20 protein-coding genes are annotated in these 25,017 nt (G+C 56.8%); 5 read left to right on the plus strand and 15 right to left on the minus strand.

Annotation, left to right across the window (positions count from 1 at the left end; translation table 11 throughout):
* Positions 1-56: 56 nt before the first annotated feature.
* From KGA83_RS00175 to KGA83_RS00205, 7 genes are all read right to left on the minus strand, one after another.
* Positions 57-1,091 (minus strand): metallophosphoesterase, encoded by a 1,035-nt coding sequence (locus tag KGA83_RS00175; RefSeq protein ID WP_223527482.1) that lies wholly within the window; start codon positions 1,089-1,091, stop codon positions 57-59.
* A gap of 155 nt (positions 1,092-1,246) precedes the next feature.
* Positions 1,247-2,587, minus strand: a complete 1,341-nt coding sequence (locus tag KGA83_RS00180; protein ID WP_223527484.1) for a c-type cytochrome — start codon at positions 2,585-2,587, stop codon at positions 1,247-1,249.
* A gap of 13 nt (positions 2,588-2,600) precedes the next feature.
* Complete coding sequence (locus tag KGA83_RS00185; protein WP_223527654.1) at positions 2,601-4,859, minus strand: xanthine dehydrogenase family protein molybdopterin-binding subunit; 2,259 nt, start codon at positions 4,857-4,859, stop codon at positions 2,601-2,603.
* A 129-nt stretch (positions 4,860-4,988) separates the two neighbouring features.
* Positions 4,989-5,435 carry a (2Fe-2S)-binding protein gene (locus KGA83_RS00190; protein ID WP_223527486.1) on the minus strand — a complete coding sequence of 149 codons (447 nt, stop codon included), beginning with the start codon at positions 5,433-5,435 and terminating at the stop codon, positions 4,989-4,991.
* A gap of 274 nt (positions 5,436-5,709) precedes the next feature.
* Positions 5,710-7,161, minus strand: a complete 1,452-nt coding sequence (locus KGA83_RS00195; protein WP_223527488.1) for an aldehyde dehydrogenase family protein — start codon at positions 7,159-7,161, stop codon at positions 5,710-5,712.
* 72 nt (positions 7,162-7,233) lie between these two features.
* Positions 7,234-8,874 carry a GMC family oxidoreductase gene (locus KGA83_RS00200; RefSeq protein WP_223527490.1) on the minus strand — a complete coding sequence of 547 codons (1,641 nt, stop codon included), beginning with the start codon at positions 8,872-8,874 and terminating at the stop codon, positions 7,234-7,236.
* A gap of 16 nt (positions 8,875-8,890) precedes the next feature.
* Positions 8,891-9,565: an NADPH-dependent F420 reductase gene (locus KGA83_RS00205; protein WP_411741889.1), complete on the minus strand. Its 675-nt coding sequence runs from the start codon at positions 9,563-9,565 to the stop codon at positions 8,891-8,893.
* 189 nt (positions 9,566-9,754) lie between these two features.
* Here KGA83_RS00205 and KGA83_RS00210 point away from each other — a divergent pair, with 189 nt between their 5' ends.
* Both KGA83_RS00210 and KGA83_RS00215 read left to right on the plus strand, forming a co-directional pair.
* Positions 9,755-10,648, plus strand: coding sequence for a LysR family transcriptional regulator (locus KGA83_RS00210; protein WP_223527492.1), 894 nt, complete (start codon positions 9,755-9,757; stop codon positions 10,646-10,648).
* Between the two features lie 254 nt (positions 10,649-10,902).
* Entirely contained in the window at positions 10,903-12,096 is a 1,194-nt protein-coding gene (locus KGA83_RS00215; protein ID WP_223527494.1) for an MFS transporter, read from the plus strand.
* 37 nt (positions 12,097-12,133) lie between these two features.
* Here the strand turns inward: KGA83_RS00215 and KGA83_RS00220 are convergent, their stop codons facing one another.
* Positions 12,134-13,030 (minus strand): LysR family transcriptional regulator, encoded by an 897-nt coding sequence (locus tag KGA83_RS00220; protein ID WP_223527495.1) that lies wholly within the window; start codon positions 13,028-13,030, stop codon positions 12,134-12,136.
* A gap of 129 nt (positions 13,031-13,159) precedes the next feature.
* Between KGA83_RS00220 and KGA83_RS00225 the strand changes: the two genes are divergently transcribed.
* The gene (locus KGA83_RS00225; RefSeq protein ID WP_223527498.1) at positions 13,160-14,242 is read left to right on the plus strand and encodes an AbrB family transcriptional regulator; all 1,083 of its coding nucleotides are present in this window, start codon (positions 13,160-13,162) and stop codon (positions 14,240-14,242) included.
* Between the two features lie 173 nt (positions 14,243-14,415).
* A complete protein-coding gene (locus KGA83_RS00230; protein WP_223527500.1) occupies positions 14,416-15,315 on the plus strand; it encodes a LysR family transcriptional regulator in 900 nt (299 codons plus the stop codon).
* Between the two features lie 172 nt (positions 15,316-15,487).
* On the opposite strand, the gene KGA83_RS00235 is transcribed toward KGA83_RS00230, so the two are convergent.
* The 7 genes from KGA83_RS00235 to KGA83_RS00265 form a co-directional block, all read right to left on the minus strand.
* Entirely contained in the window at positions 15,488-16,516 is a 1,029-nt protein-coding gene (locus KGA83_RS00235; RefSeq protein ID WP_223527502.1) for an alpha/beta hydrolase, read from the minus strand.
* 584 nt (positions 16,517-17,100) lie between these two features.
* Positions 17,101-17,385, minus strand: coding sequence for a LysR family transcriptional regulator (locus KGA83_RS00240; RefSeq protein WP_223527504.1), 285 nt, complete (start codon positions 17,383-17,385; stop codon positions 17,101-17,103).
* A complete protein-coding gene (locus tag KGA83_RS30010) occupies positions 17,375-17,599 on the minus strand; it encodes an antibiotic biosynthesis monooxygenase (RefSeq protein ID WP_223527506.1) in 225 nt (74 codons plus the stop codon). Before KGA83_RS30010 ends, KGA83_RS00240 begins: the two co-directional genes overlap by 11 nt.
* A 554-nt stretch (positions 17,600-18,153) precedes the next feature.
* Positions 18,154-19,245, minus strand: coding sequence for an MFS transporter (locus KGA83_RS00250; protein ID WP_223527657.1), 1,092 nt, complete (start codon positions 19,243-19,245; stop codon positions 18,154-18,156).
* A 275-nt stretch (positions 19,246-19,520) separates the two neighbouring features.
* Positions 19,521-20,993: an NAD-dependent succinate-semialdehyde dehydrogenase gene (locus tag KGA83_RS00255; RefSeq protein WP_223527507.1), complete on the minus strand. Its 1,473-nt coding sequence runs from the start codon at positions 20,991-20,993 to the stop codon at positions 19,521-19,523.
* 87 nt (positions 20,994-21,080) lie between these two features.
* Entirely contained in the window at positions 21,081-21,260 is a 180-nt protein-coding gene (locus KGA83_RS00260; protein WP_343226763.1) for a rubredoxin, read from the minus strand.
* Positions 21,261-21,448: 188 nt separating this feature from the next.
* Positions 21,449-23,560: a 3-hydroxyacyl-CoA dehydrogenase NAD-binding domain-containing protein gene (locus tag KGA83_RS00265; protein WP_223527508.1), complete on the minus strand. Its 2,112-nt coding sequence runs from the start codon at positions 23,558-23,560 to the stop codon at positions 21,449-21,451.
* 283 nt (positions 23,561-23,843) lie between these two features.
* Between KGA83_RS00265 and KGA83_RS00270 the strand changes: the two genes are divergently transcribed.
* Complete coding sequence (locus KGA83_RS00270; protein ID WP_223527509.1) at positions 23,844-25,013, plus strand: thiolase domain-containing protein; 1,170 nt, start codon at positions 23,844-23,846, stop codon at positions 25,011-25,013.
* Positions 25,014-25,017 lie beyond the last annotated feature (4 nt).

A 25,017-nucleotide genomic window follows, 5' to 3' on the forward strand; every position in this document is an offset into this window, starting at 1 on the left:
CTGGCAAACTCCCTTGCTCGCCACACAGCTGCGCTAACACTCGAGTTCTGCTTGGATCATGCACGCCGAAGCGTAATGATCGAAATTTCCCGTGGCACACCGATACGCAAGGGTAGCCAGTGGCCCAGTCCGGAAGTGACGTCGAGGGACGCCACCCCGTCGCGATAGATTCCATGCATATAGTCGTAAGCGACGATCACTGGCCGCCCGAAGAATCGTACCTGTCCACCGTGCGTATGGCTGGACAGGGTCAATACAGCACCACGCGAGGCAGCGATGGGGAAGAACTCGGGATGGTGTGACAGTGCAATAAGCGTATCGCCAGGCGACGCCTCGGCGAACGTCAGGTATGCGAACCTGCGCATGGCAGCATCCTGCTCGCCCCGTGGAAGCATGTGGCGTCCATCCGAGGCGAGCGGGTAATCTACGCCGACGATGCGCAACGGTACGCCGCGCGGGTGCACGACAACGCTGTTGTTGATAAGCACCTGGATACGAGGATTGCGCGCACGCAAGCCGGCGACTACGGCGGCTTCGTTGGGGTACTTGTCATGATTGCCGAGGATGGAGAGCACTGGCAGTGCGTTACTTCTCTCCAGAGCGTCCAGCGTTGGCTCTAGCTGACTGAGATCGTCGATAAGATCGCCAGTAATTGCTAGCAAGTCGACCTTACGCATATTGACGATGTCGATCGCCTGGGCAAAGTCCTCGGGCACAACGAAATGTCCGATGTGGACATCACCTATGTTAGCAATTCGCAGTCCGTCCAAGCCTTCGGGCAGACCATCCACATGGACCACTTCTTCACGAACCACTGGCCCCCCAACAGTGCCGAAGCTCACAACAACCCCAACGATCATTGAGGTTGCGACGAAAATCAGAGACACGTGTATGCCGGTGGTCGAGCGTCGTCCAAGCAGGCGACGCGCAACAAGAAACAGCCCGACGGGCAGAATCAGGAACAATGCCGTCAACACTGCACCGACCCACGCACTGACCAGCCAGCGACCGGCTTCGCTCCATCCGCCTTTGAGTTCGGGTAGACACCACCAAATAAGGTGTACCACGGCAGCGAACACCCAGAACGCCAAGATGCAACCCCGCTGCGCGCGCGACCAGTGACTAGGAGAAACAAGCCTATGATGATCGTCAACACAATCGAACGAACAAACACAAACTCGTAACTCATAGACGACTCACTCCGTTTCTATAGCCACGGTCTTGGCGGGACCCTCGCCCGACTCTCTCAGCGCATCTGCAAAATGATCGGGTTGCTGCTGGCCGGATTGGTTCGCTCACGCAGTTCCTTCACCTCTTCAGCCTTCACTGCCCCTCCCTGATTACCCCAAGACGTGCGGACGAATGTCAGTACGTCGGCGACTTCCTGATCAGAGAGTTGGTTGCGGTACGGAGGCATGCGATACGAATCCGGAATGCCGTTGGCAACGACACGTTCCGAACCGTTCAAGGTGGCATTGATGCTAGTAGCACTTTCCTTCACCATCGATGAAGATGCGCCTGCCAAAGGAGGTATCCATGGCGCCTGCCCGCTGCCGTCACTGCCGTGGCAACTGCTGCACTTGGCCATATAGTTGGCTGCACCAGGTGTCGACAATGGAGGTTGTTCAGCCGTCAGTTTGGCCGCTGGCTTCCATGGCGGCCCGTCACGCTTTGGATCGCCCGGCAACGACACCAGGTAATGCGCGATGGCTTTCAGGTCCGGGTCGGACATGTATTGCGTCGAGTTGTTGAAGACTTCCGCCATGGTGCCCACGACCACGCTGTGAGCGTTACGTCCGGTTTTCAGGTAGTCGACGATCTCCTGCTCACTCCAGCGACCCAACCCAGTGTTCGGATCCTGGCGCAGGCTCGGCGCGTACCACCCGTCCAGCAGCGAACCGCTGAGGAAAGTGGGACTGCTTTCATCCAGCGATTTTTCGTTCATCGTCAAACTGCGTGGGGTGTGGCAACTACCACAATGCCCCGCGCCTTGGACGATGTACGCGCCGCGGTTCCACAGCGCATCCTCTGACGACTTGGCCTGATAGGCACCACCATCGGCAAACGTCGCATTCCATAAAGCCAACGGCCAACGCATGTTGAGCGGCCAGGGGATGTCGCTTTGCTTGTTCTGCTGCTGCGCCGGCTTGACGCCGGCCATGAAGAACGCATAAAGAGCCCGCACATCGTCGTCGCTGAGCTTGGCATATGATGGGTATGGCATAGCGGGGTATAGCCGGTGACCATCGGCCGCGACTCCGCTGCGCACTGCGCGATCAAAATCGGCCAGGCTGTAGTTGCCGATGCCGGTTTGTTTGTCCGAGGTAATGTTGGTGGCATAGATCGACCCCATCGGGGTCGCCATCTCCAACCCGCCGGCAAACGGCGCACTTTTGGGCGTGCTGTGGCAGGCCACGCAATCGCTCAGCCTGGCAACATATTCACCGCGCTGGACAAGCTGTGCATCTGTCGATGGTGCAGCTGTCTCATCAGAAAAAGGCGAAGATGGCGTGCGATTGACGAACCAGCCCAAGCCAGCCGCCACGACAATGCCTGCAGGCAGCAGATACTTTATAGTTTTATTCACGAGCCATTCCTCATCAGGTGTCGAAGCGGTACTGCGATAGAGGCATGCTGCGAATTCGTTGACCGGTCAGTCGCGAGACGGCGTTGGCAACCGCCGGTGCCACCGCAGGCAAAGGTGGTTCACCGATTCCGCCCATTGGCGCACCACTTTCCACCACGCGGACATGGACCCTGGCCATCATTTCCGGTGTGAGGATGCGGTAGAGGTCGTAATTGCGCGCCACCGGCGAGCCACCTTTGTAGATGGCTTGTTCGATCAGGGTCTGAGACAAGCCAAGGGCCACGGCAGAGTTGACCTGAGCCTCGATGATGGCGGGATTGACGATGCTACCCGGATCAATGGCCTGCCAGATGTCGTGAACTTTCACGCCTCCGTTGCTGATGGAAACCTCTGCGATCACAGCCGTTTCGGTACCAAATGGCGATGCCATCGCAACGCCTCTTGCTCGCTTGGTGCCGTCTTGCGCCGTGAACGGCCCTCGTTTCCATCCCCCGGACAGGTCGGCCACTGCTTTGAGCAAGTTGCTTAGCCGCTCGTTGCCCTGCAGTAGCTTGGCCCGCAGCTCATAGGGGTCCAGCCCCCCGGCATCTGCCACTTCATCCAGGAAAGCTTCATACATGAAGTCGTTGATGGAGTTCCCGACTGAACGCCAGTAGCCCAGCATCACCGGGGTCTTCGAGTACAATTGAGCGATCCGACGATGGGCAATGGCATATTTTTTACCGGCCAGGCCCTCGACGGCGGTTGGGTCGATTTTTTCCCCTTGTTTGTTAGCGATACCCTCGGTTGGCCCTTCCGTGGCACTGATTGCTTCAAAGGCCACCGGCATGCCCTGTTCATCCAGGCCGGCGCGAAAGCGCACCACGGCTGAGGGACGAAGCACATCACGCAAAAACTCTTCCTCGCGACTCCAGATCACCTTGATCGGTCGCCCTGTGGATTGAGCCAGCTGGATGGCCTGAGGGTAAGGTGATGCATTCGGGTATAAAAAATGCCGGCCGAAAAAACCGCCCAGCAACGGTGAGTGGAGAGTGATTTTGGAAGGGTCCAGGCCGGTGCGTTTGGCGACGTCGCCCAAAAACAAATCTGGGGCCTGGTTCGGCAGCCACAGATCGAGATTGCCTTCAGTGTCGAAGCGCGCCAGGGCCGAGGGCGGCTCCAACTGGGCGTGGTTGAGATATTGGGTATGGTAAGTCGCACTGACGATTTTCTTGGCGCCGGCCAGCCCTTGCTGCAGGTCGCCCTCACGTTCGGCCTCATCCCCAGCGTCGGTGGTTTTACTCAATTGCTCCACATAGGCCTGGGTGTCGAAATTAGCCGGCATGTAGCGCACGGTTGAATCACCACCCGGCTCCGTCCACTCCACTTGCAGAGCCTCGACGGCACGCTTGGCCACCCACCAGCGTTGCGCAACCACCGCCACTGCCCCTTCAAGACGGTGCACGGAATGCACCCCCTTGAGGTTTCTGATCTGATCCTCGTTGCGCACCAGGCCCACTTGCAGACCCAGGCGTGGCGCATGCTGTACCGCAGCATGGAGCATGCCTTCGACACGAGTATCGATGGTGTATTGCGCCTTGCCAGTGGATTTGTCGTAGACGTCTATTCGCTGGACCGGCTTACCGATCCAGCGGAATTTGGCAGGGTCGCGCAGAGTAACGGTTTGCGGATCGGGAATGGGCAAATCGAGCGTTAGCGGCGCGAGCTCACCGTAACTGATTGATCGATTGGAAGCGGCATGAATGACCCGCCCTGGTTCAGTAGTCAACTGCGCCAGAGGCACCTTCCAGTGGGATGACGCGGCCTGCAATAGCATCAGGCGCGCCGATGCGCCCAGTCGGCGCATGGTCATGTAGCTCGCGCGCATCGACCGGCTACCGCCCGTGAAGCGCATGCCACCTTCCATGACTTTGAAGTCATTCCCGGGCGGTGCGTTCTCCACCAGAAAACTGGCTGGATCTACATCGAGTTCCTCACCCACGACCTGTGCCATGCCCGTAAAAATGCCCTGCCCGCCCTCAATAAAGGGGCTCTGCAGGCGAACGGTGTTATCCGGGCGAATTTCCAGGAAAGCCGGTACACGAGCGCCCGGCGGCAATGCTTGGGCACGCTCGGCGGCACGCAACGGGCCAAGGGGAATTCCGAAACTGATAACAAGCGCCCCCGCCGTGACACCAGCCGATGCCTGCAAAAAACGGCGGCGAGAGACGTTCACAGGTTGCGCGTCGGAGAGTACGCCGCGCTCGGCGATTGAATCATCCAGTTTTGACATAGTGTTCCCCTCTGTTTGCATTCAATGCTCGGCCTGACAGCAGACCAATCCCTGCTCCATTAAAGGTCGTCAGGATTAGCCGTCGGCATTGTCACCAGGCACGTCGCAGCTCAGTCGGATTGCGCGTGCTCAAGCACCAGCAAGCTCATCGACAGCAGTCTTGATCGCGTTATAAGTGCCGCAACGGCAGAGATTCGTCATAGCGGCAGCAATATCGGCTTGGGAAGGTTTAGGAATGCGCTGCAACAGCGCAGTGGCGGCCATGACCTGGCCAGACTGGCAATAGCCGCACTGGGCGACTTGATGCTTGACCCAGGCCGTCACTACGCGCTTGCCCAACTCGTCGCCTTCAATGGCTTCGATTGTGCGGATCTGTTTGCCCTTTACACCTTCAACCGGTGTAACGCATGAGCGAACCAGCACGCCGTCCACCATGACCGAACAGGCGCCGCATTGCGCCAAACCGCACCCGTACTTGGTTCCGGTCAGGCCGATATCGTCGCGAATCACCCATAACAACGGTGTATCCGCATCCACCTCAACCTCATACACAGTGCCATTTACGTTGAGTTCCATTGTAAGAATGCCTCGATTGAAAACAGTGTGAAAAACCTGGCCGAGCACGACCTGCGGATAATCTCTGGCAACTGACCATTCGCACTAACAACAACTGCAACTTCGTCTTTTTAGACGAGCCTTACCCTACTGGGCTCGTCCGTGGTACAGCAAGCGAACCACGTGAGTCAGCTCGCAAGGTGCTATTAATCAGATGAATAAATATTCTCTTCAAACAGCAGGCGTGCCGCGCCAATCATCGGCGCGGCAGCGTTTGGTCTTGGATGGAGTCGTATCAGACCTTCAACGACGGCAGTGCTGCGGCTTCCTCGTCAAAGCCATAGACCGATTTGATTTCCAGATACTCTTGCAATCCGAAAACACCCATCGAGCGGCCAATGCCGGATTCCTTGTAGCCACCCATAGGCGTCAAGGAGTTAGTCGGCGCGCCGTTAAAACAAACACGCCCGGCACGCAGGCCGCTGGCGAACTCATACGCTTTGCGCCGGTCCCCACCGAATACATAGCCACCCAACCCATAAGGCGAGTCGTTGGCGATTTCCAATGCCTGCGCCTCGGTGGAATAAGGCACCACCACCAAGACCGGCCCGAAAATCTCTTCGCGGAAAATGGTCATCTCCGGCGTCACATCGACGAACACGGTCGGACGGGTGAAAAAGCCACGCTCGAAGCCTTCGGGGCGCCCCAGTCCGCCAACAATCAGCCGTGCACCCTCATCGATGCCCGACTGTATGTGACGCTGGATGCTGTTGAATTGTGCTTGGCTGACAATCGGGCCCATGGTCGTGGCAGGATCTCGCGGGTCCCCAAGACGGAATCGGTTTGCTTCGTCGACCAGAAACGGAATGATCTGCTCCACTTGGCTTTCATGCACCAGCATGCGACTCGGCGCGTGGCAGGATTGTCCGGTATTGAAGAAGCCGCGCTGAATATTCCAGCGCGCGGCCTTTTCCAGATCGGCGTCTCGCAGCACGATATTCGCCGACTTCCCGCCCAACTCCAGGCACACGCGCTTGATGGTGCGTGCCGCTGCCTCGCCTACCTGCGCACCGGCACCGGTCGAGCCCGTGAAGGAAATCATGTCGACATCGGGATGCCTCGACATCGCCTCGCCAATCACTCGCCCCGAGCCGTTGAGCATGTTGAAAACGCCTTTGGGTACGCCCGCGGCATCCAGCACCTCTGTCAGCAAAATAGCGCTGACCGGCGAGTTGATGCTGGACTTGGACACGATTGTACAACCGGCGGCCAGCGCATAGATCAGCTTGATGACGGTTGTCTGGATCGGCCAGTTCCAAGGCGAGATCAGTGCGCAGACACCCAGGGGTTCGCGGCGAACGATCGTATTGCCAATTCGAGCCTCGAACTCGTACGTCTTCAATAGGTCGCGAGCGACCTTCATATGTTCGATTGGCCCCATGACCTGAGCACGGGCGCTGCAGGGAATACCCACCTCTTGCGCAATGGCCTGTACAAAATCATCGACGCGCAGTTCGTAGGCTTCGATGATACGGTTGATCAGGTCGTAACGTTCATCGAGGGAAGTCTGCGAATAGCTTTTGAATGCACGCCGAGCTGCGGCCACCGCAGTGTCCACTTCTTCAACGGTCGCCATGGCGACTGTGGCAAACGCTTCTTCAGTAGTTGGGTTAATCAGTTCCTGGCGCTGGGATGTCGCGGACTCTACCCATTCACCGTCGATATAAAACTTCGCGTAATCGTGCATCTTGCTGGTGCCTCCAGTTGTTGTTATTCGGTGAGGATTTTCGTGACAGGTGGCAACACGGTACCCGCCGATTCAACCAACAGTTTCGACCGGCGAACTGCTTGCCCGGCGAGCCATTGCATCTTCACGAATCAGGTCGGCGGCTTTCACACCGATCATGATGGACGGCGCATTGGTGTTGCCCGACGTGATGAATGGCATGATCGAAGCATCCACCACCCGCAGTCGCTCGATACCGCGGACACGCAGTCGTTCGTCCACCACCGCCATGGCGTCGTCCCCCATCTTGCAGGTGCCGCCCTGGTGGTGGGCCGAATTACCGGTTTCGACCAGATAGTTGTAGATATCTTCATCGGTACGAATGTGCGGACCCGGCAATTGTTCCGAAACCACGCGGGACTTGATGGGCTCGCTGTTCATGATTTTGCGTATCCAGCGCACACCACTGATCACGGCATTGATGTCGTAATCGCTGCTCAGGAAATTTGGTGTGTAATCGGCCGGGTCCGACGGGTTGGTCGAGCGCAGCGTCACTGTTCCCGTGGTGCTGGGACGCAACTGATAGACCGACACCCCGAGCCCAGGATGCTTTTCAACGTCAACCGTGCCGTCGGGAAAATATTGAAAGGTCATGGGTCGAAAGCTGATTTGGAGATCAGCATAGTCCTCGTCCGGGCTACTTTTAACGAACGCCGCGACCTGGGAAGAGCCAAGGGCAAGATAACCTTTGCGGGTCATCAGGTAACGAAAGCCTTCCCAATACTTGCGCAGGCCTACGAGGTTGGCGTTGTACGAGCTGTCTGGGGTGCAACGGAACGCTGTGTGAATATAAAAATGATCCTGCAAGTTTTGCCCTACTCCCGGGGAATTCAGAACTTCGGGAATTGCGTGCTTTTCCAGTTCAGCCCTTGGGCCGATGCCCGACAGCATCAGCATCTGCGGGGTCTTCAGCGAGCCTGCTGACAGAATCACTTCGCGCGCCGCATAGATACGCTCCAAACGGCCACTCTTCAAAACCTCTATACCGACAGCGGTGCGCCCCTCGAATAAAACGCGCTGCAGCTCGCACCCGGTTCGAACCGTCAGGTTCGGCCGTTCAATGACCGGCTCAATAAATGCCCGGTAAGTCGACATCCGTTGCCCGTCCTGGATGTTGTGCTGCATGAAACCTACGCCATCGTGCAAGGCGCCGTTCATGTCCTCGGTCACGGGGATACCGATACGGTTAGCGGCCTCTATAAAATCGTAGCTACTCTTTTCTTTGACGACCGGATCACTGATCCACAGCGGACCATTCGCTCCGCGGTATTCATCGCCGCCCCGCTCAAAGTGCTCCATCTTTTTGAAATACGGCAAGACATCTTCATACCCCCAGCCTGGGTTGCCCAAGGCACGCCAGCCGTCAAAATCCTTTTGGTGACCGCGGATGAATACCATGCCGTTGATGGAGCTGGATCCACCGAGCAATTTGCCCCTAGGCCAGTACATCTGACGCCCTTGAAGCTTGTCCATTGGCGAGGTGCGGAAATTCCAGTTCAGTGATTTGTTGAAATAGAGCTTACCCATTCCCGCAGGCGTGTTGACCCAGAAACGATCTGAAGCCGGACCCGCCTCGATGAGCAGGACGTTGTTCCGGGGATCGTCAGACAAACCGCGCGCAACCGGACAGCCCGAAGAACCGGCACCGACAACGATGTAATCATAAATCTGCATGCACCCGCTCCTCCCGCTATTTCCCGACGCGGGAAGTGCCTTTGAACAACCTGTCAAAACGCTCGAAGCGATAAGCCCATTCGGGCCCCTGGTCCGTTTCGTAAGCCAACACTGCGGAGAGCATCGCGAAAGGCTCTATATAACGGGCAACCTTCAGAGCACCAGCGTCCACCGGATCAAACCCCACCTGCCTGATAAGATCCGAAACTGTGGCTTTGCTGGCTCCGTCCTCGCCACAGAAGATCAAACTGGGACGTAGCGCCTCGCCTCTGGCCGCGAATACATCGAACAGAACCTCGCTGGGCGTCGACTGGAAGGCCGCAACGACATGCGCCCCAGGAAGCATTTGTGCGAGCGTTTCCGCTCCGGAAATCGTGTGGCCGATGACAAGCTCGGTGTCCTCTGCGTTTAAAGGATTGCAGCAGGTCATGACGATTTTGCCGCTCAAGTCATCCACCTGGCTGAGGACGTCAGGCACTTGAAACCAATGCACGGCCAAGAGGACCAAGTCAGCGTTGAATACCGCCTCTGCAGGCGTGCTGGCCTGTGCATTCTTGCCTGCCGACGCAGCCAGATCGGCAAGTTTCTGCTGATTACGCGAGTAACTGAAGGAGACCTCATGGCCAACCCGGGCGAACATGGTGCCCAGATGACTGCCCATTCGGCCGGAGCCAAGAATTCCGATTTTCATGAAAGGCCTCTTGTTATTTTTTCGATTAAAAACACGGATGGCGTTCGGGTGAAAGGCTCGACGGCGAATAGAGGTATGATCAAAATTGATTAATCCCCTCCACGATTGTCATGGCCGGCTCATGAACATAGATCCTTGGAGCGGGCGCTTGAGCTGATACAGTATTCGCCCCCACGCAGAGAATGATGAATGGCAAAGGAACACTACAGCGACCTGCTCGCGCTCATTGCAGTTGCACGAGAGCAAAGTTTCACGCGAGCGGCCTCCCAGTTGGGAATCTCTCAATCGATGCTCAGTCATAGCATCCAGAGATTGGAAGCTCGGGTCGGCGTACGTCTTCTCACGCGAACGACCCGCAGCGTATCCGTCACCGAGGCCGGTGAACGTCTGCTCAATACCGTTGAACCTCGGTTGAGGGAAATCGAGACCGAACTGATCGCCGTGGCTGAACTTGGCGACACCCCCGCCGGTAACATTCGTATCACGGCAACCGACCATGTCATCGAAACGGTGCTTTGGCCGAAATTGGCGCAAGCCCTGCCGAAATACCCACAAATCAGTGTAGAAGTGGTTATCGACTATGGCTTGACGGACATTGTGGCCGACCATTTCGACTTTGGCATCCGGCTCGGGGACGGGTTGGCAAACGGGACCGAAGCCGTTCGTATCGCTCCCGACATGCGCTTTGTAATGGTGGGCGCTCCGTCCTACATGGAGTCTCGTGCCATGCCGACCAGACCTCAGGACCTCATGGAACATGAATGTATAAACATGCGCCTGCCAACACGTGGCGGCCTGTACGCGTGGGAGCTGGAAAAGGACGGCCAGGAAATCAATACGAGAGTCAAAGGCAGACTCGTATTCAACGGCATCAATCAGATTTTGGATGCCGCTGTATCGGGTTTCGGACTGGCCTATGTTCCCGAGGACATCGCCCACCCCCATCTGGTTGACGGCACTCTGGTTCCTGTCATGGAAGCCTGGTGGAGAACATTTCCGGGGCTGCACCTTTACTACTCCAGCGAGCGCGAGAAGTCTCGGGCGATGCAGGTTCTAATCGATGAATTACGGTACCCCGGATAGTCACCGACGCTCTGAGCCTCTTCTTTTTTCGCATCTGAATTATTCGCCATCATTCATAGGCGCTTTCGGATTTCAGATCATTACAGATCATCCTTAGCCCCCTATCATTTCGTCTCAAGCAAGTCGCGATGAGGCAGTGTCCCATCGCCCCCTGGGGTCGATCCCAGGTTCTTTTTTCCTTTCATTATTCGTCCATTCGCACGATGTCCTAGTTGTCGAGGGCGTCGTGTGTTGGCTATTTCATAGGAATAACGATGACTACCTCAACTCTCACTTCAGTCCGGATTGACAGCCGGATCTGGAGCGCCGTGGGGTCTTTGACACTCTGCGTCGCTCTGCTGATCGCCGCAGAATTCATGCCGGTGAGCCTTCTGACGCCCATCGCCAATGACCTTCACACCTCACAAGGCATGGCAGGCCAGGCCATTTCCATTTCCGGCTTCTTTGCGGTGATGGCAAGCCTTTGCATTGCCTCTATCGCCGGACGCTTCGATCGACGTCATGTCCTGGTCTCGATGACCCTGCTGATGCTCATTTCGCTGGTGGTCATCGCTTTGGCTCCGGGATTTACCTGGTTAATGATTGCCCGAGCTTTTTTAGGCGTCGCAATCGGTGGTTTCTGGGCATTGTCCACCGCCACAGTTCTTCGGATAGTCCCGGAGGAGGCTGTGCCCAAAGCCTTGGGCATGATCTATATGGGCCACTCAGTGGCCGCTGCGTTTGCCGCGCCGATTGGGGCTTATGTGGGAGGCCATCTGGGGTGGCGCTTTGTGTTCGCGGCGCTTGTACCGATTGTCATCATTAACGTGATCTGGCAATACAAAAGCTTGCCCGCAATGCAGCCAGAAAAAACCATTCCCCTTTCCAGGCTGTTCGGGGTGCTGAAACGTCGGAACGTCATGTTCGGTCTGCTGGCCGCCATGCTGACATTTGGAGGTACGTTCACCGCTTTCACTTATTTGCGGCCATTTCTCGAACAGGTTACTGGCGTCGACTCCACTCAATTGTCGGTTTTGTTGTTGAGCCTGGGCATAGCCGGTTTCGGTGGTACGTACATCGTCAGCCGACTGCTGGAAAAACAATTCCTCTTCCAATTGTTGCGCTGGCTTCCGGTGGCGTTGGCTGCCATGACAGTGGCTCTGGCCGAACTGGGCCACGTTTTCGCAGCCGCAGCCATCATGATGTTTGGCTGGGGGATGTTGTACTCGGCCATCCCAGTATGCTGGTCGACCTGGCTGGCCAAAGAGGTTAGCGATGAGCCCGAAACCGGCGGTGGGCTAATGGTTGCAGCTATCCAGATGGCGATCATGGTCGGAGGCGCTTTCGGTGGCAGCTTGCTGGACCATGTATCGGTGACAGCCCCGCTGATTGGCGGCAGCGCATTGCTCATCCTGGCAGCGCTGGTCGTTGGCAATGGTGGGCGGCTTACCCAGCCCACACCCGTCTGATAGACCTTTGCGAGCCTAGCGGATGCTTATGCATCCGCTACCCCAATAACAGCGGTGCATCGTCTTTAAGCACATTCAGCAGTACTTGCGCTGCCGGCGACAAATAGGCGCCGGTGCGCACGAAGACGACTATCGTGCGTTTCATTGTCGTTTCCTTGAGCTTGATCTCCCGAAGGTGCGTCACGCCCTTTACGTCTTCGAGGGTCTCCCGGGCCAGAAAGCTGAGCAGGTTGGTTTCACCAATCAGGCGTGGCAGTAAGGAGATCGAAGTCGTTTCGATCTGTACTTGAGGCAAAGGCAGGTCTCTGGACTGAAACGCATTGTCTATCCAGCGCCGGGCCGGCACGGCGGTGGCCGGCAGCACCCACCGGTACTGGCACAAGTCGCGCAACTCATAACCTAAGCTGAACAGCGGATGGTGACGGCTGGCGACCACTACCGCCTCATCGTCAAACAACGCATGAAATTCCAACAAAGGATCTGCTTCGTACTGCGGGCAGATCACCATGTCCAGCCGCCCGGAAAAAAGCGATTCGCGCAGTAAATCGTCCTGCCCAATCACCAGGTTCAAGGTGATCTGCGGCGCACGCGAAAGCAGAGTCGCGGTCAGGTGCGGGAGCAGGTGATCAGCCATGGAAGCAGCGCAGCCCAGGCGAATGTTGCCCATCACCCCGTTGGCAACATCACGTATCTCTCGCTGGGTTTCGGCAACGCTCTGCTGCAGCTGTTTGCCACGCACCTTCAGCAACTCCCCCACTGCCGTCAGCTTGATCCGACGCCCGTCGCGTTCGAACAGCCGGGCACCTAGCGACTCCTCAAGCCGTTGGATGCTTTTAGTCAGCGCCGGCTGACTGCGGTTGAGCTTTTGTGCGGCCCGGCCCAGATGGCCCAGCTCGGCGATGACTTCAAAATAGGCAAGGTCACGCAGGTCCATATCTATCAACCAAAGTTATCAATCAATCGATATTAGAAAATAGACTTTATCAAAGGTGCTATCAATAATTATCAGCATATCGATAGCGATGCCACGCCCTCAAGGCGACCAGCGATTGGAGCACGACTCTTGTCTTCTTCTGCCAGATTTTCTCTACATGCCTACCCCGCGCCATTCAAATGGTTGGCGCTTGCGCTAGTGGCCGGAGCAGCCGGTCAGTTGCTGAAGTTCCTAGGGGTGCCAGCCGGCCAGTTCCTGGGGCCGATGTTGGTCGCCATCGTATTTGGCACGTTCGGTGCGAGCATCCAGCTCCATCCCTACGCCTTCAAGCTGGGCCAGGGTTGTGTAGGCATTCTGGCGGCCCATTCAATGACGCTGGCAGTGCTTCTCTCGATGGCCCAGTCCTGGCCGATGATGCTGCTGGCAACCGCAGCAACGGTTTGCCTCAGTGCTCTGGTCGGGCTCGTGTTGGTATGGGCCGGTATTCCGGCCAGCACAGCCGCATGGGGAACGGCTCCAGGCGCTGCCTCGGCAATGGTCTCGATGGCGGATGAGTACGGCGCCGATTCGCGAGTGGTTGCCACTATGCAGTACGTACGAGTCGTGTGCGTGGTGATGATCGGCGCGCTGGTGAGCCATTGGGTCGGAGCTCCGACCGGGGGCGAAACGGAGCTTACAAACGTCGAGCCGCAAAGCTTCGGGTTACTGAATCTAGGGCTGACCCTCGCCACGCTGCTTGTCGGTGTTGCCTTGGGCAATCGAGTGCCCGCCGGGGCGCTGCTGATGCCGTTGCTGCTGGGTGGCGCCTTGCAAATCAGCGGCCTGTTGCACATCGCGCTGCCCGACTGGCTCCTCGCTACCGCTTACGGCGCACTGGGTTGCTACGTCGGTTTGCGCTTTGACCGCCCAACGCTGGGGTACGTCTGGCGGCGCCTGCCGGCGATGATAATGGGGGCGACGCTTTTGATCGCGCTTTGCGCATTATCTGCCTGGCTATTGGCTTCAATATCGGACAGGGATTTCCTCTCGTTTTACCTGGCCACCAGCCCGGGCGGACTCGACACGATGGCGATCATCGCGGTGGACACGCATTCCGATGTGGGATTGGTGCTGGCAATGCAGACCCTGCGGTTGTTCGCGGTCATCCTGACAGGGGCTTTTGTAGCGCGACTGATCATTCGCTTGTCCGAGCACCGTCAGATAACGTCATAGGCTTAAGCCACAGAGCAAATCTCCCATGGCCGCCGGCAGTCCTCCACTGCGAGGCCTCCCTACTCGGCGATGTTTCCCTGTCACTCACCATCGCTGCAAACTTCCCCGTAAACTCTGCGTACCGCGTACCGGAATGTTATTGTTCATGCGCACTCACGAAGATCATTCAAGCCATGCAAGATGACATCCTTAAGCAATCCTTTGGTGGATTGATGGCCTTTATCGCCGTCGCCCGCGAAAAGAGTTTTACTCGAGCAGCAGCGCATCTCGGCCTGTCTCAATCCGCGGTCAGCCATGCCGTCAGCTCACTGGAGCGAAATCTGGGCACGCGTTTGCTTGCGCGCAATTCCCGCTCAGTCTCGCCAACGGAAGCCGGTGAACGGTTACTGGCAACTGTCGGCCCCCGCTTCGAAGAGATCGACGCTGAATTACTGGCGCTGTCAGAGCTGGGCGAAAGCCCCACCGGGACCGTACGCATCACCGCATCGGATCACGCCATCCGATCGATCATCTCCCCAAAGCTAAAGAAATTCCTGCCGAAATACCCTGGGATAAAAGTCGAGCTGTTCGCGGACAATGGACTCATCGACATCGCTGCGGATCGTTTCGATGCCGGCGTTCGATTGGGTGAAGCGGTGGCCCAGGACATGATCGCCGTACGCATCGGTCCTGACATGCGATTTACCGCAGTAGCGACCAGGCGCCACTTCGCCAGTCGCCCTGAACCAGGGACGCCCGAAGACCTGATGCAGCACAATTGCATCAATCTGCGTCTTCCCACCCACGGTGGATTGTGGCCTTGGGAGTTCGAGGAAGATGGCCGGCAGTTGAACATACGGGTTGACGGTCAGCTGATTTACAACAGTATTTATGATTGCCTTGATGCAGCCATTGCGGGCTTGGGTATCGCCTATGTACCTGAAGACATCGCCGAGCCCTACGTCAAGGCCGGCCACCTGATTCCGGTACTGAAAGACTGGTGCCCGCTGTGGACAGGGCTTCATCTTTATTACCCAAGCCGTCGGCAACCCTCCGGGGCTATGGCGTTATTGATCGCCGCCTTGCGACACTAGTCATGACGAAAAAAAAGACCCTGCACAGCGTGCAGGGCCTAAAAGAGCCATGAAGACTCAAGGGATGAACGTCCCACCAAGGGCAAGTCGAGCGATGCGCACTACGACCTACGTTCAGACTTGAAGCCACAACATCCTGTGCAAACCGGGCAGTTGCGGCTTCAAAGATGGGTCACTTCAGGTTGGTTCGGAAGAAAGAAGTCAGCTTGTCGAACGGAATGAGATTCACCCGATCATACAAGTCCACGTGGCCCGCACCTGGTACGATGAACAATTCCTTAGGCTCACCAGCCAGCTTGAAGGCTTCTTGGCTGAATTCCAGCGAGTGTGCTTCAGAGCCAGCGATGAACAGCATAGGACGAGGCGAAATCGACGCAATATCGTTGAACGGATAGAAGTTCATGAACTTCACGTTGCTGGTCAGCGTTGGATGCGTCGTCACGTCAGGCGAAGACCCGACCGGGGTGAACTCACCGCGAGGCGTGCGATAGAAATCGAAGAATTCGCGCTGGATGGGATGGGTGTTCGCGTCCAGTTTATGCACGGTGCCGCCGGTGTACTTGGTTTCGCCACCCGTGAATTCTACATAACGCTGCTCAGCCGCCTCTGCGATGATCTGCTTGCGCTGTTCAAGTGTTTGCGAGTGCTTGAGCGCGTCGCGGTTGGCTGCGCCCATGTCATACATACTGACCGTGGCAATCGCCTTCATCCGAGGGTCGATTTTTGCCGCACTGATGACAAAGCTGCCGCTGCCACAGATGCCGAGAACACCGATGCGGTTGCGATCGATATACGACTGGGTTCCCAGGTAGTCTACCGCTGCGCTGAACGCTTCGGAGTAAATATCCGGCGCCACGGCGTTACGGGGTTGCCCCTCGCTTTCGCCCCAGAACGATTGGTCTATCGCAAGGGTCACAAAGCCTTGTTCAGCGAGTTTCTGAGCGTAAAGATTTGAGCTTTGCTCTTTGACCGCACCCATCGGGTGGCCAATGATAATCGCAGGGCTTTTGTTGGCCTTATTCAAATTCTTCGGGACATACAGGTTCCCAACGACTTTCATTCGGTACTGATTATTGAAGGATACCTTCTGCTCAGTCACCTTATCACTCTTGAAAAAGTTGTTCGCGCCATTGGACATATCGGCTGCCATCGCGGTAAACGAACTAGCCAGCAGGGCCAGCGTAAAAAATAATTTCTTCATAGTGTTGTTCCTAATTAAGAACCGATGTGTGGACATTCAGAACGACTGCGGCCTGGCCCAGGCTCGATGAACGCCAGTAGAATCAAATCCAGTTGGCCAGCTGCGCTGAACGAAGCATTGGGCTTTGACGCCGGACACTACCCCTCATGGCATTACGTCCAAGCCCACAAAGGATCAATTCGTCGACGTCAATGTATTCGAGGCGCAGCCCGGAAAACACCACATCCAACTGAATGGCGCCATGCATAAAAGTAATTAATAGATGTTGGATTACCTGAGACCAGGGATTGGTGCGTTGACGATTTTATTAGCTACAGCTCAGGGATTACCCAAGGAGTACGGGAGGCTCATTGCATCGCCCCTTTAATCAATGACGAAAAAGCTCCATCGACCCACTGCGCCCAACCATCAATGTAACAGAATAATGCAAACCTAATCGTCGATTGTTCCATACCGGTTTCGGACTAGACCGCGTTGATCAGCAGATGCCTGGACGGCTTCATCGCGAGTGCCCGTATTGCTCACCAGTAACCGGGGCCAGCCAACGAACTTCAGGCCATCAAGGTCGCGCTCAGCACTGCCGATCATCCTTCCAAGGGGCGTATAACGTCCTGGATCCTCATCAATGCCGGCGCCAACCCCCGCACGATTTCGTTGGCCTTGGCCGTGGGCACCAGCTCCCTCGAACGTCGGATGAACAAGGGGTCTTTAAAGTGCACGCGCAGCTTCGCCAGCGTATTGCTAACCGCCGGCTGCTTTACGTTTAGTCGTTCGGCCGCCCGCGTCACGCCTCGCTCGCGATAGACCACCAAGAGAATGAACAAGGCATTGAGATCGATCGCTGTAAATAGCGCTTCATCAAGCTTCATCCTGCAGCCCCCTTCCGATTTGCGGCGTGAAACTCGCAAACGTCAAGTTGGAACATGACGCCACCAAATGATTGACCAACGCCGTCATCGACTCACTTTCAAAGTGCGCGGTCATCATCGATGCCGCGCTCCAGTAGCCACTGAAGACCCACAAGCCAGGATCGCGGGAGCTGCGAATCACGCTATAGCCCAGGCACCCGTGTATTTTTTTCAAAAGTCTCCGCGTACGCCTTCAAACTCTGTTCAAAGTGTTGGTCAACCTCTTCGATCACCCGAATTTCCAAGGTATTCACTGCGGTGATATTCATATCCGGCCCTGCTTTGCTTGGGTAAAAAAGTTAAATGACAACTGCATGTAATGCCTGTGGCGTGCGCGATCAAATCCGGCACCCAACGAAAGCATTTCTTCTGCACCAGCGAGACAAACCTAGCCCCGCCATTGGCCGCTGGCTATACGGCACCTTGTTGATACGCTAATGAGCATTTCTCAGCAGTGTTCGCCCATCATGCGCTGCCGCGAGTCCCGTTGAGCAACTGTGGCGTCGCTATGAGCTGCACGTCCTGCAAAGACAGATGTCACAGAATCAAGAAGTCGCCCGTTAAAAACAACGAGTTAAGAGGTATCGCGACAAACAGAATTGCATCCCTTGAACATCGCCAGGTCGCGATTCGGTGAATGCCGACTGACCATTCGGCAGCAATGAAGCGCGGTCGTGAGGATTGCATCTGCGCTGCGTGCTCTTTCAGTGAGATATATCCCGCAATAATTTACGGCCGCGGAAAGGCGTGACGTCTCCCTTCCATAACGACCACTAGGGAAACGCTAACGATGATTAGCGCAAAGCCCGCGAGGCTTGCTGTCCCTCGATAGCTCAGCAACAGCCCCCCCAAAGCGCCTCCGCCAAAAATCCCCAAGTTGTAGAAGGTCGTCAATATCGCCGTTGCCAGCTCCGCATTACCTTCTGCCACCCGCCCCGTCGCTGATTGGAAAACGGTTGGCATGCCGCCGAACGAAGCTCCCCACACGAAGATCGCAGCCGAAGCGATCATCTGATACGGAGCAGCGATCAGCACAACCATCGTCGCCGCCGTACAGGTCAACGCGGCGGTCGCTATGAGCCGCAGCCTTGTATCGACGAAACGTCCGGCGATCAGTACGCCCAGGATGGCGCCCGTACCAAACAGAAACAGGCCCTGAGCGGTCCCGCCTGACAGCTTTGTTTTTTCCGCAAGCGGCGCCATGTAGGTGTACAACATGTAATGAGCCAGGATTGCGCAAAAAGCCGACAGCAAGATCATTCTCAGCCCCGGGGTGCGAACGACATCACGAATCGAAGTGCCTTCCTTGCGCTGCTCACCTGGCATGGACGGCACGACCAGCATGACCCAAATGATGACAAGCATCGCAAGGAGCGAGAGCAGTCCATAGCTGAAACGCCATCCCAGCAATGAGCCCAGCATGCTACCCAGGGGCAACCCGGCGACCATGGCCACGGTGCTTCCAGCGGGGGTAATCGCGACGGCTCGTCCCATGTCTTTGCGACCGACCAACCGGATGGCATAACCACAGATGACTGGCCAGACAAACCCCGCGGCGAGACCTGCTACCACCCGTGAAGCGACCGTCACCTCATAAGACATCGAGATGGCGGTAATTCCGTTAGCCACTGCAAAACTCAGCACGAGCGTGATGTACAACGATTTTCGAGGCAGACCTCGAGTGAGTGCCACAATGGGGATTGCGGCTGCAGCTGATGCCAATACATAGATGGAAACCAATAAACCTATGCCAGCGGGGGGTTGTTCAAGACTCTCCGCCATCGCAGGCAGAACCGCTGCCGGCATCGTCTCGGTCAGAATGGTGAGAACGCTGTAGTGGACAGGGCAAGTAGCCCGATCAAAGGCAGGCGACCATTATTGGCACTCATGGGCAGATTCCTTAGTCGGATGTGCTCTTGCGAAGCGCACTGATGCCTTGCGCATCAAAAAAACTCCGACGTTAGCAGGAGGTGCGTCAGGAAATGTCCATATCAGTGAATGCTCCGATGAATCCAAGTGGTTACCGGATTGGACTTGATCATCGAAAATAAAGCCAAAGCCCCCAATCTCCCGTCACGGGATCTGGGGGCACTTAGTCAGACGCGAGCAGTTTTCTGTAGCACAGTCTTGCTGACCATGTATGAGTCCAGGCTCCACGGCCCCCCCTCTCTACCAATACCACTGTCCTTCACACCGCCAAACGGTGTGTCAGGATCCGGCGCACCGAAATGGTTGATCGACAGGACCCCCACGTCCAGCTCACGGCTCAATCGTTCGGCCTCTTCCAGTGAATTGGTGAACGCAAAAGCAGCCAAGCCCACAGATAGACTGTTGGAAATCTCAATGGCCTCATCAAGGGTTGAGAAACGAACCGCGACAGCGACCGGACCAAAAGGCTCATCGGTCATGATGGCGCAATCCAGTGGGGTATCGACCAGCAGGGTGGGCGCAAAATAATAGCCACGCTCACCTACGCGATGCCCACCCACGGCAACCTTGCCGCCACGCACCAATGCGTCATCGACAAAATGCTGCATCGCTACGAGGCGCCGGGCACTGGTGACCGGCCCCATGTCTGCCTTCGTATCCATGCCGTCGGCCACACGTACCTGATCGGCGGTTGCCACAAACGCCGCCACGAACTCGTCGTAAATACTCTCGTGTACCAGGAAACGACCTGGCGCAGCGCACCACTGAGCGTTGATCCGAATTTTGCTTTTGAGTGCCATCTTGCCGATTTCCGCCGCATTGACCCCTTCGCAAACGATGACCGGTGCATGGCCGCCGAGCTCCATAAGCACCGGCTTCATGGCTGCACCCGCCAGTTGGCTCAAGTGCTTGCCGACTGCTACCGACCCCGTCAGGGTCACCATGCGGGTCACTGGCGACTCGATCAGGGTCGAGGACACTAGCGCCGGGTTGCCAAACACCAGATTCAATACGCCCTTGGGCAAACCGGCTTGCTCGAAGCACTGAACCATGGCTACTGCCGCGCCAGGGGTTTCCTCAGGCGCTTTCAAAATTATGGAGCACCCGGCGCACAGTGCACCGCTGATTTTTCGCGACGGCGCGCTCAGCGGCACATTCCATGGCGTGAACGCAGCGACTGGACCAATTGGCTGGCGAAGAATCGATTTCTGCATTTGGGCTTCGCCCGGAACGATGGTTCCGTAGGCTCGCAGGGCCTGCGCCATGTCCCAATCGAAAAAGCTCGCCGAACGCTCCACCTCGGCACGCGCATCTGCAATTAATTTACCGTTCTCTCGGGTGATGATCTGCGCGATTTCTTCGGAACGTGCATGCACGCCTGCGATGGCACGACTGATGATAATATTGCGCTCAGCCGGTGGTGTGTCCCGCCAGATCTTGAACCCCCGCTCAGCGGCGGCCAACACGCGCTTCAGGTCAGCGGTCGTGGCCCCGGGAACGCTGGTGAGCGATGCTTCGGTGCTGGGGTCCAACACTTCAAAGCAAGAGGGGCGGTCGAAAATCCATTCACCGTCGATGAATAGGCCGACGCGCGGATGGTCAGCGTCGGCGATGACATTATTATTGGTTTCAATGGACATCTGAATTCCCTCTACATTTGGCGCCAAGGGGCTCGGTTGATATCGCCCTCAATCACCGAAAAAACACTGTGCCGGAAAGGCTATTAATCAAATCTCGACCATCTCGAAGTCCAGCTTCGTCGCCGAACACTCAGGGCAAATCCAATCCTGGGGAACATCTTCCCACCGAGTTCCAGCAGGTATGCCCTCCTCTGGAATACCTTCGGCTTCGTCATACATGAAACCGCATAAAATGCATTGCCAAATTTTGAATTCGCCCTCGGACAAGGCTTGTGTGGACGTGTCACTGCTCATGATTTTTCTTCCGTTTCGTTTCTACTTGTTGGCCCCTTTGCCGACCATGGGAAGCGTTTCGTAACCCTTGGGGGACAGCAACCAGGGCGTTGCTTTCATTAAAATGCCTATCTGCCAGAACAGCCGTTACCGGCCGCACACGGCCATCGTTGCCGTGCTTTTCATATGACTGATTTCAGCTCTCTCAGGGACAGCCCTTCATTGGCCGCTTTCGACAGCAGCGGACTAGGTGCCCAACGCTTGCCGTATTGCTCATGCCATTGCTGCACTTGCAGATGGATTTGCTTGGCCCCGATCGTGTCAGCCCAGTACAGCAGCCCACCTCGATGGCGAGGAAATCCAAAGCCGTACAACCACATGACATCAATGTCGCTGGCTCGATATGCCTTGCCTTCATCCAGGATCTTGCAGGCCTCGTTGATCGAGGCGAACAACAGACGCTTGAGGATTTCACTGTCGGTAAAGGTACGCTGAGGCGTGCCAAGCTCATGGGCGACGGTCGCGATGATCCGCATCACTTCTTCATCGTGACGAGGTGTGCGGTCACCTTCTTCATAGCGATACCAACCGGTACCATTTTTCTGGCCCTTGCGGCCCAGTTCGACCATCCGATCCGGGACATGGAGCTTCCTGTATTGAGGGTCAGCCGCCGCGCGGCGCTTGCGCGTGTCGTAGCTGACATCGAGACCGGAAAGATCGCTCACTGCGAACGGTCCCATCGGATAGCCAAATTCAACCATGACCCTGTCGATCTGCTCAGGGCGTGCTCCCTCCTCAAGCAGTAGCATCATTTCCGTGACCAGCGGCGCGCGGCTGCGATTTGCCGCGAAGCCATCACACGTCCCGGAGACCGCACAGACTTTTTTAAGATCACGGCCCATCTTCATGGCCCGCACAACTGTCTCGATCGAGGTCTGATCGCCCTTCACGATTTCGCACAGTTTCATCGCGTTCGCGGGAGCGAAGAAATGAGCGCCGGCGACGTACTGCGGTCGGCTTGTCATATTGGCCATGACGTTGATGTCAATCGCGGACGAGTTCGTCAGCAACAGCGCGCCAGGCTTCATCACGGCATCGAGTCTGGTGAATACGTCCTTCTTCAGATCTATCCGTTCAAACACCGCTTCGACCACGACATCGCAGTCGCCGATCTCTTCGTAGTGGGAGACAGGCTGGACAAACTGAAGGCACGCATCCATCTCTTCCACGGTCATGCGTCCGCGCTTGACCTTTACGGCGTAGATGTCACGTATGCGCTGCAGGCCCCTGTCCAGTGCTTCGGCACTCGCTTCCAGGAGTTTCACCACAATGCCTGCATCAGCGAAGCAAATGGCAATACCCGCGCCCATTGTTCCCGCGCCGATCACCGCAGCGGACGTCACACCAGCAGGCTTGAAACCCGGGGGCGCATCCGGAACCTTGGCAGCTTCGCGCTCGGCAAAAAATGCGTAGCGAAGTGCCTTGGCAACATCAGAACCCTCCAGCTCAGAAAACAAGCGTCTCTCAACCTCAAGAGCCTCATCAAACTGCAGGCTGAAGGCTGCTTCGATACAGTCGATCGCGTACTGTGGCGCCTTGTTGTGAGGAGACTTTTTGGCTGCTGCACGGCGTGCCGCTTGCAGCACATCCATGGTTGTCGCATCCATCGGTTCGAGCACCAGATCGCGTACGCGCTGCGGTTGAACGTGCGCCACGGCTTTTGCATAGCTTACGGCGGCGTCACGAAGCTCTTGGCTTTGTGTTCCTGGAACAATCTGGGAGATAAGCCCGACCTGCAATGCTTCGGGGGCATGGACATGGCGGCTGGAGACGAGCAAATCGGTGGCTACGGCCGCCCCGACCAGCCTCGGTAAACGCTGCGTACCGCCGCCTCCCGGTATCAATCCGAGAGCGACCTCGGGCAATCCGAGCTTGGCTGCGGGCAATGCAATCCGGTAATGGCAAGCGAGGGCGTGCTCGAGACCGCCTCCCAGCGCATATCCATGAATAGCCGCGACAGTCGGCTTGGCGCTGGCGTCGAGTGCCGCGGCACTCATGCTGGTAGTGATTGTTCTCGCCTTGCCGAACTGTCGAATATCAGCACCCGCAATGAAATTCTGACCGGCCCCCATCAACACGATCACCGCGACAGCCGGGTCGGCGTTCGCATGGGCAACGGCGTCAATGATGCTCCCTCTCATCTCGGGAGTCAGGGCGTTGACGGGCGGATTGTTGACTGTGATTACGGCCACAACGCCTTCGACTTCGTAACTGACCATCAGGCTTTCGCTCATCTCATCTTCCTGTCTCAAAAAAAATAAGGCCAGCCCCTACCCCGCGACCGCTCGCATCCAATGAGCATCCTGGTTTGGCCCGGTAATTTGAGTGCAGCGCCATCCAGCGCTCCAAACAACGTTGAATCGATGGTAGCATGAGTTTTGATAATCAGCACAGATTTCACTGATCGGAACTCTGCGACATGCTACTTTTGTCTTTGACGCTGGACCGATCCCCCTGAACGAAGGTGCCGGAAAGCACATTCGAGCTTCATTTTCATGCACTGAGGAAACCCTAGAGATGACAATAAAAGGCAGGGCATACATCGTCGGAGCGTATGAGCATCCCCTACGCAAGGCCCCCCACCATTCGGTGGCGCAGCTACATGCGGAGGCGGCGAAAGGGGCAATTGAAGACGCGGGATTAAGCAAAGATGACATCGACGGATATTTCTGCGCGGGCGATGCTCCCGGTGGGAATGTATGGTCGATGGCCAACTACCTGAATCTGGACAAGCTGAGGCATGTCGATTCGACCGATATGGGAGGATGCTCTTATCTCGCCCATATCGCCCACGCTGCAGAATCAATAGCAGCGGGCAGATGCAACGTGGCGCTGATTACACTGGCCGGTCGCCCCAACTCTGAAGGTATCTCAGGGATACAGGCGCGCGTACGAGGAGTCAATCTACCGGACGCGCCATTCGAGATGCCCTATAACCCAGTCACGTTGAACCTCTATGCCATGTGTGCGATGCACCACATGCATGAGTACGGCACAACCAGCGAGCAACTGGCGTGGGTCAAGGTCGCCGCCTCTCATCATGCGCAACACAACCCTCTGGCGATGCTGCGCAAAGTGGTCTCGGTCGAAGATGTATTGGCATCGCCGATGATTTCTGACCCCCTGCGGCGTCTCGACTCCTGCGTAGTGAGCGACGGCGGCGGCGCAGTTATCGTTGCCCGCCCGGAGATTGCCAAGGCCCTCAACAGACCACTCGTCCGGATACTTGGCTGCGGTGAATCCACTAAACACCAGATGGGCGGACGCCTCGACTTGAGCTATACCGGCGCCGCGTGGACCGGCCCTCGAGCTTTCGAAGAGGCGGGTGTGACGCCGGCCGACATCCAGTACGCCTCCATCTACGACAGCTTCACCATCACCGTCATTCTGCAACTTGAAGACCTGGGATTCTGCAAAAAAGGCGAAGGCGGAAAATTCGTGTCGGACGGCAACCTTATTTCGGGCATCGGCAAGTTGCCGTTCAACACCGATGGCGGCGGCCTATGCAATAACCATCCCGCCAATCGCGGCGGGATCACAAAAATAATCGAAGCCGTACGACAGCTTCGAGGCGAGGCTCATCCAAAGGTGCAAGTGCCCAATTGTTCGCTGGCCCTCGCCACCGGCATCGGCGGCGCGATAGGTCATCGGCACGGTGCAGCCACCGTCATCATGGAAAGGGAGTAAAAAC

The organism is Pseudomonas sp. GL-R-19, from assembly GCF_019956375.1.
GTDB lineage: Bacteria > Pseudomonadota > Gammaproteobacteria > Pseudomonadales > Pseudomonadaceae > Aquipseudomonas.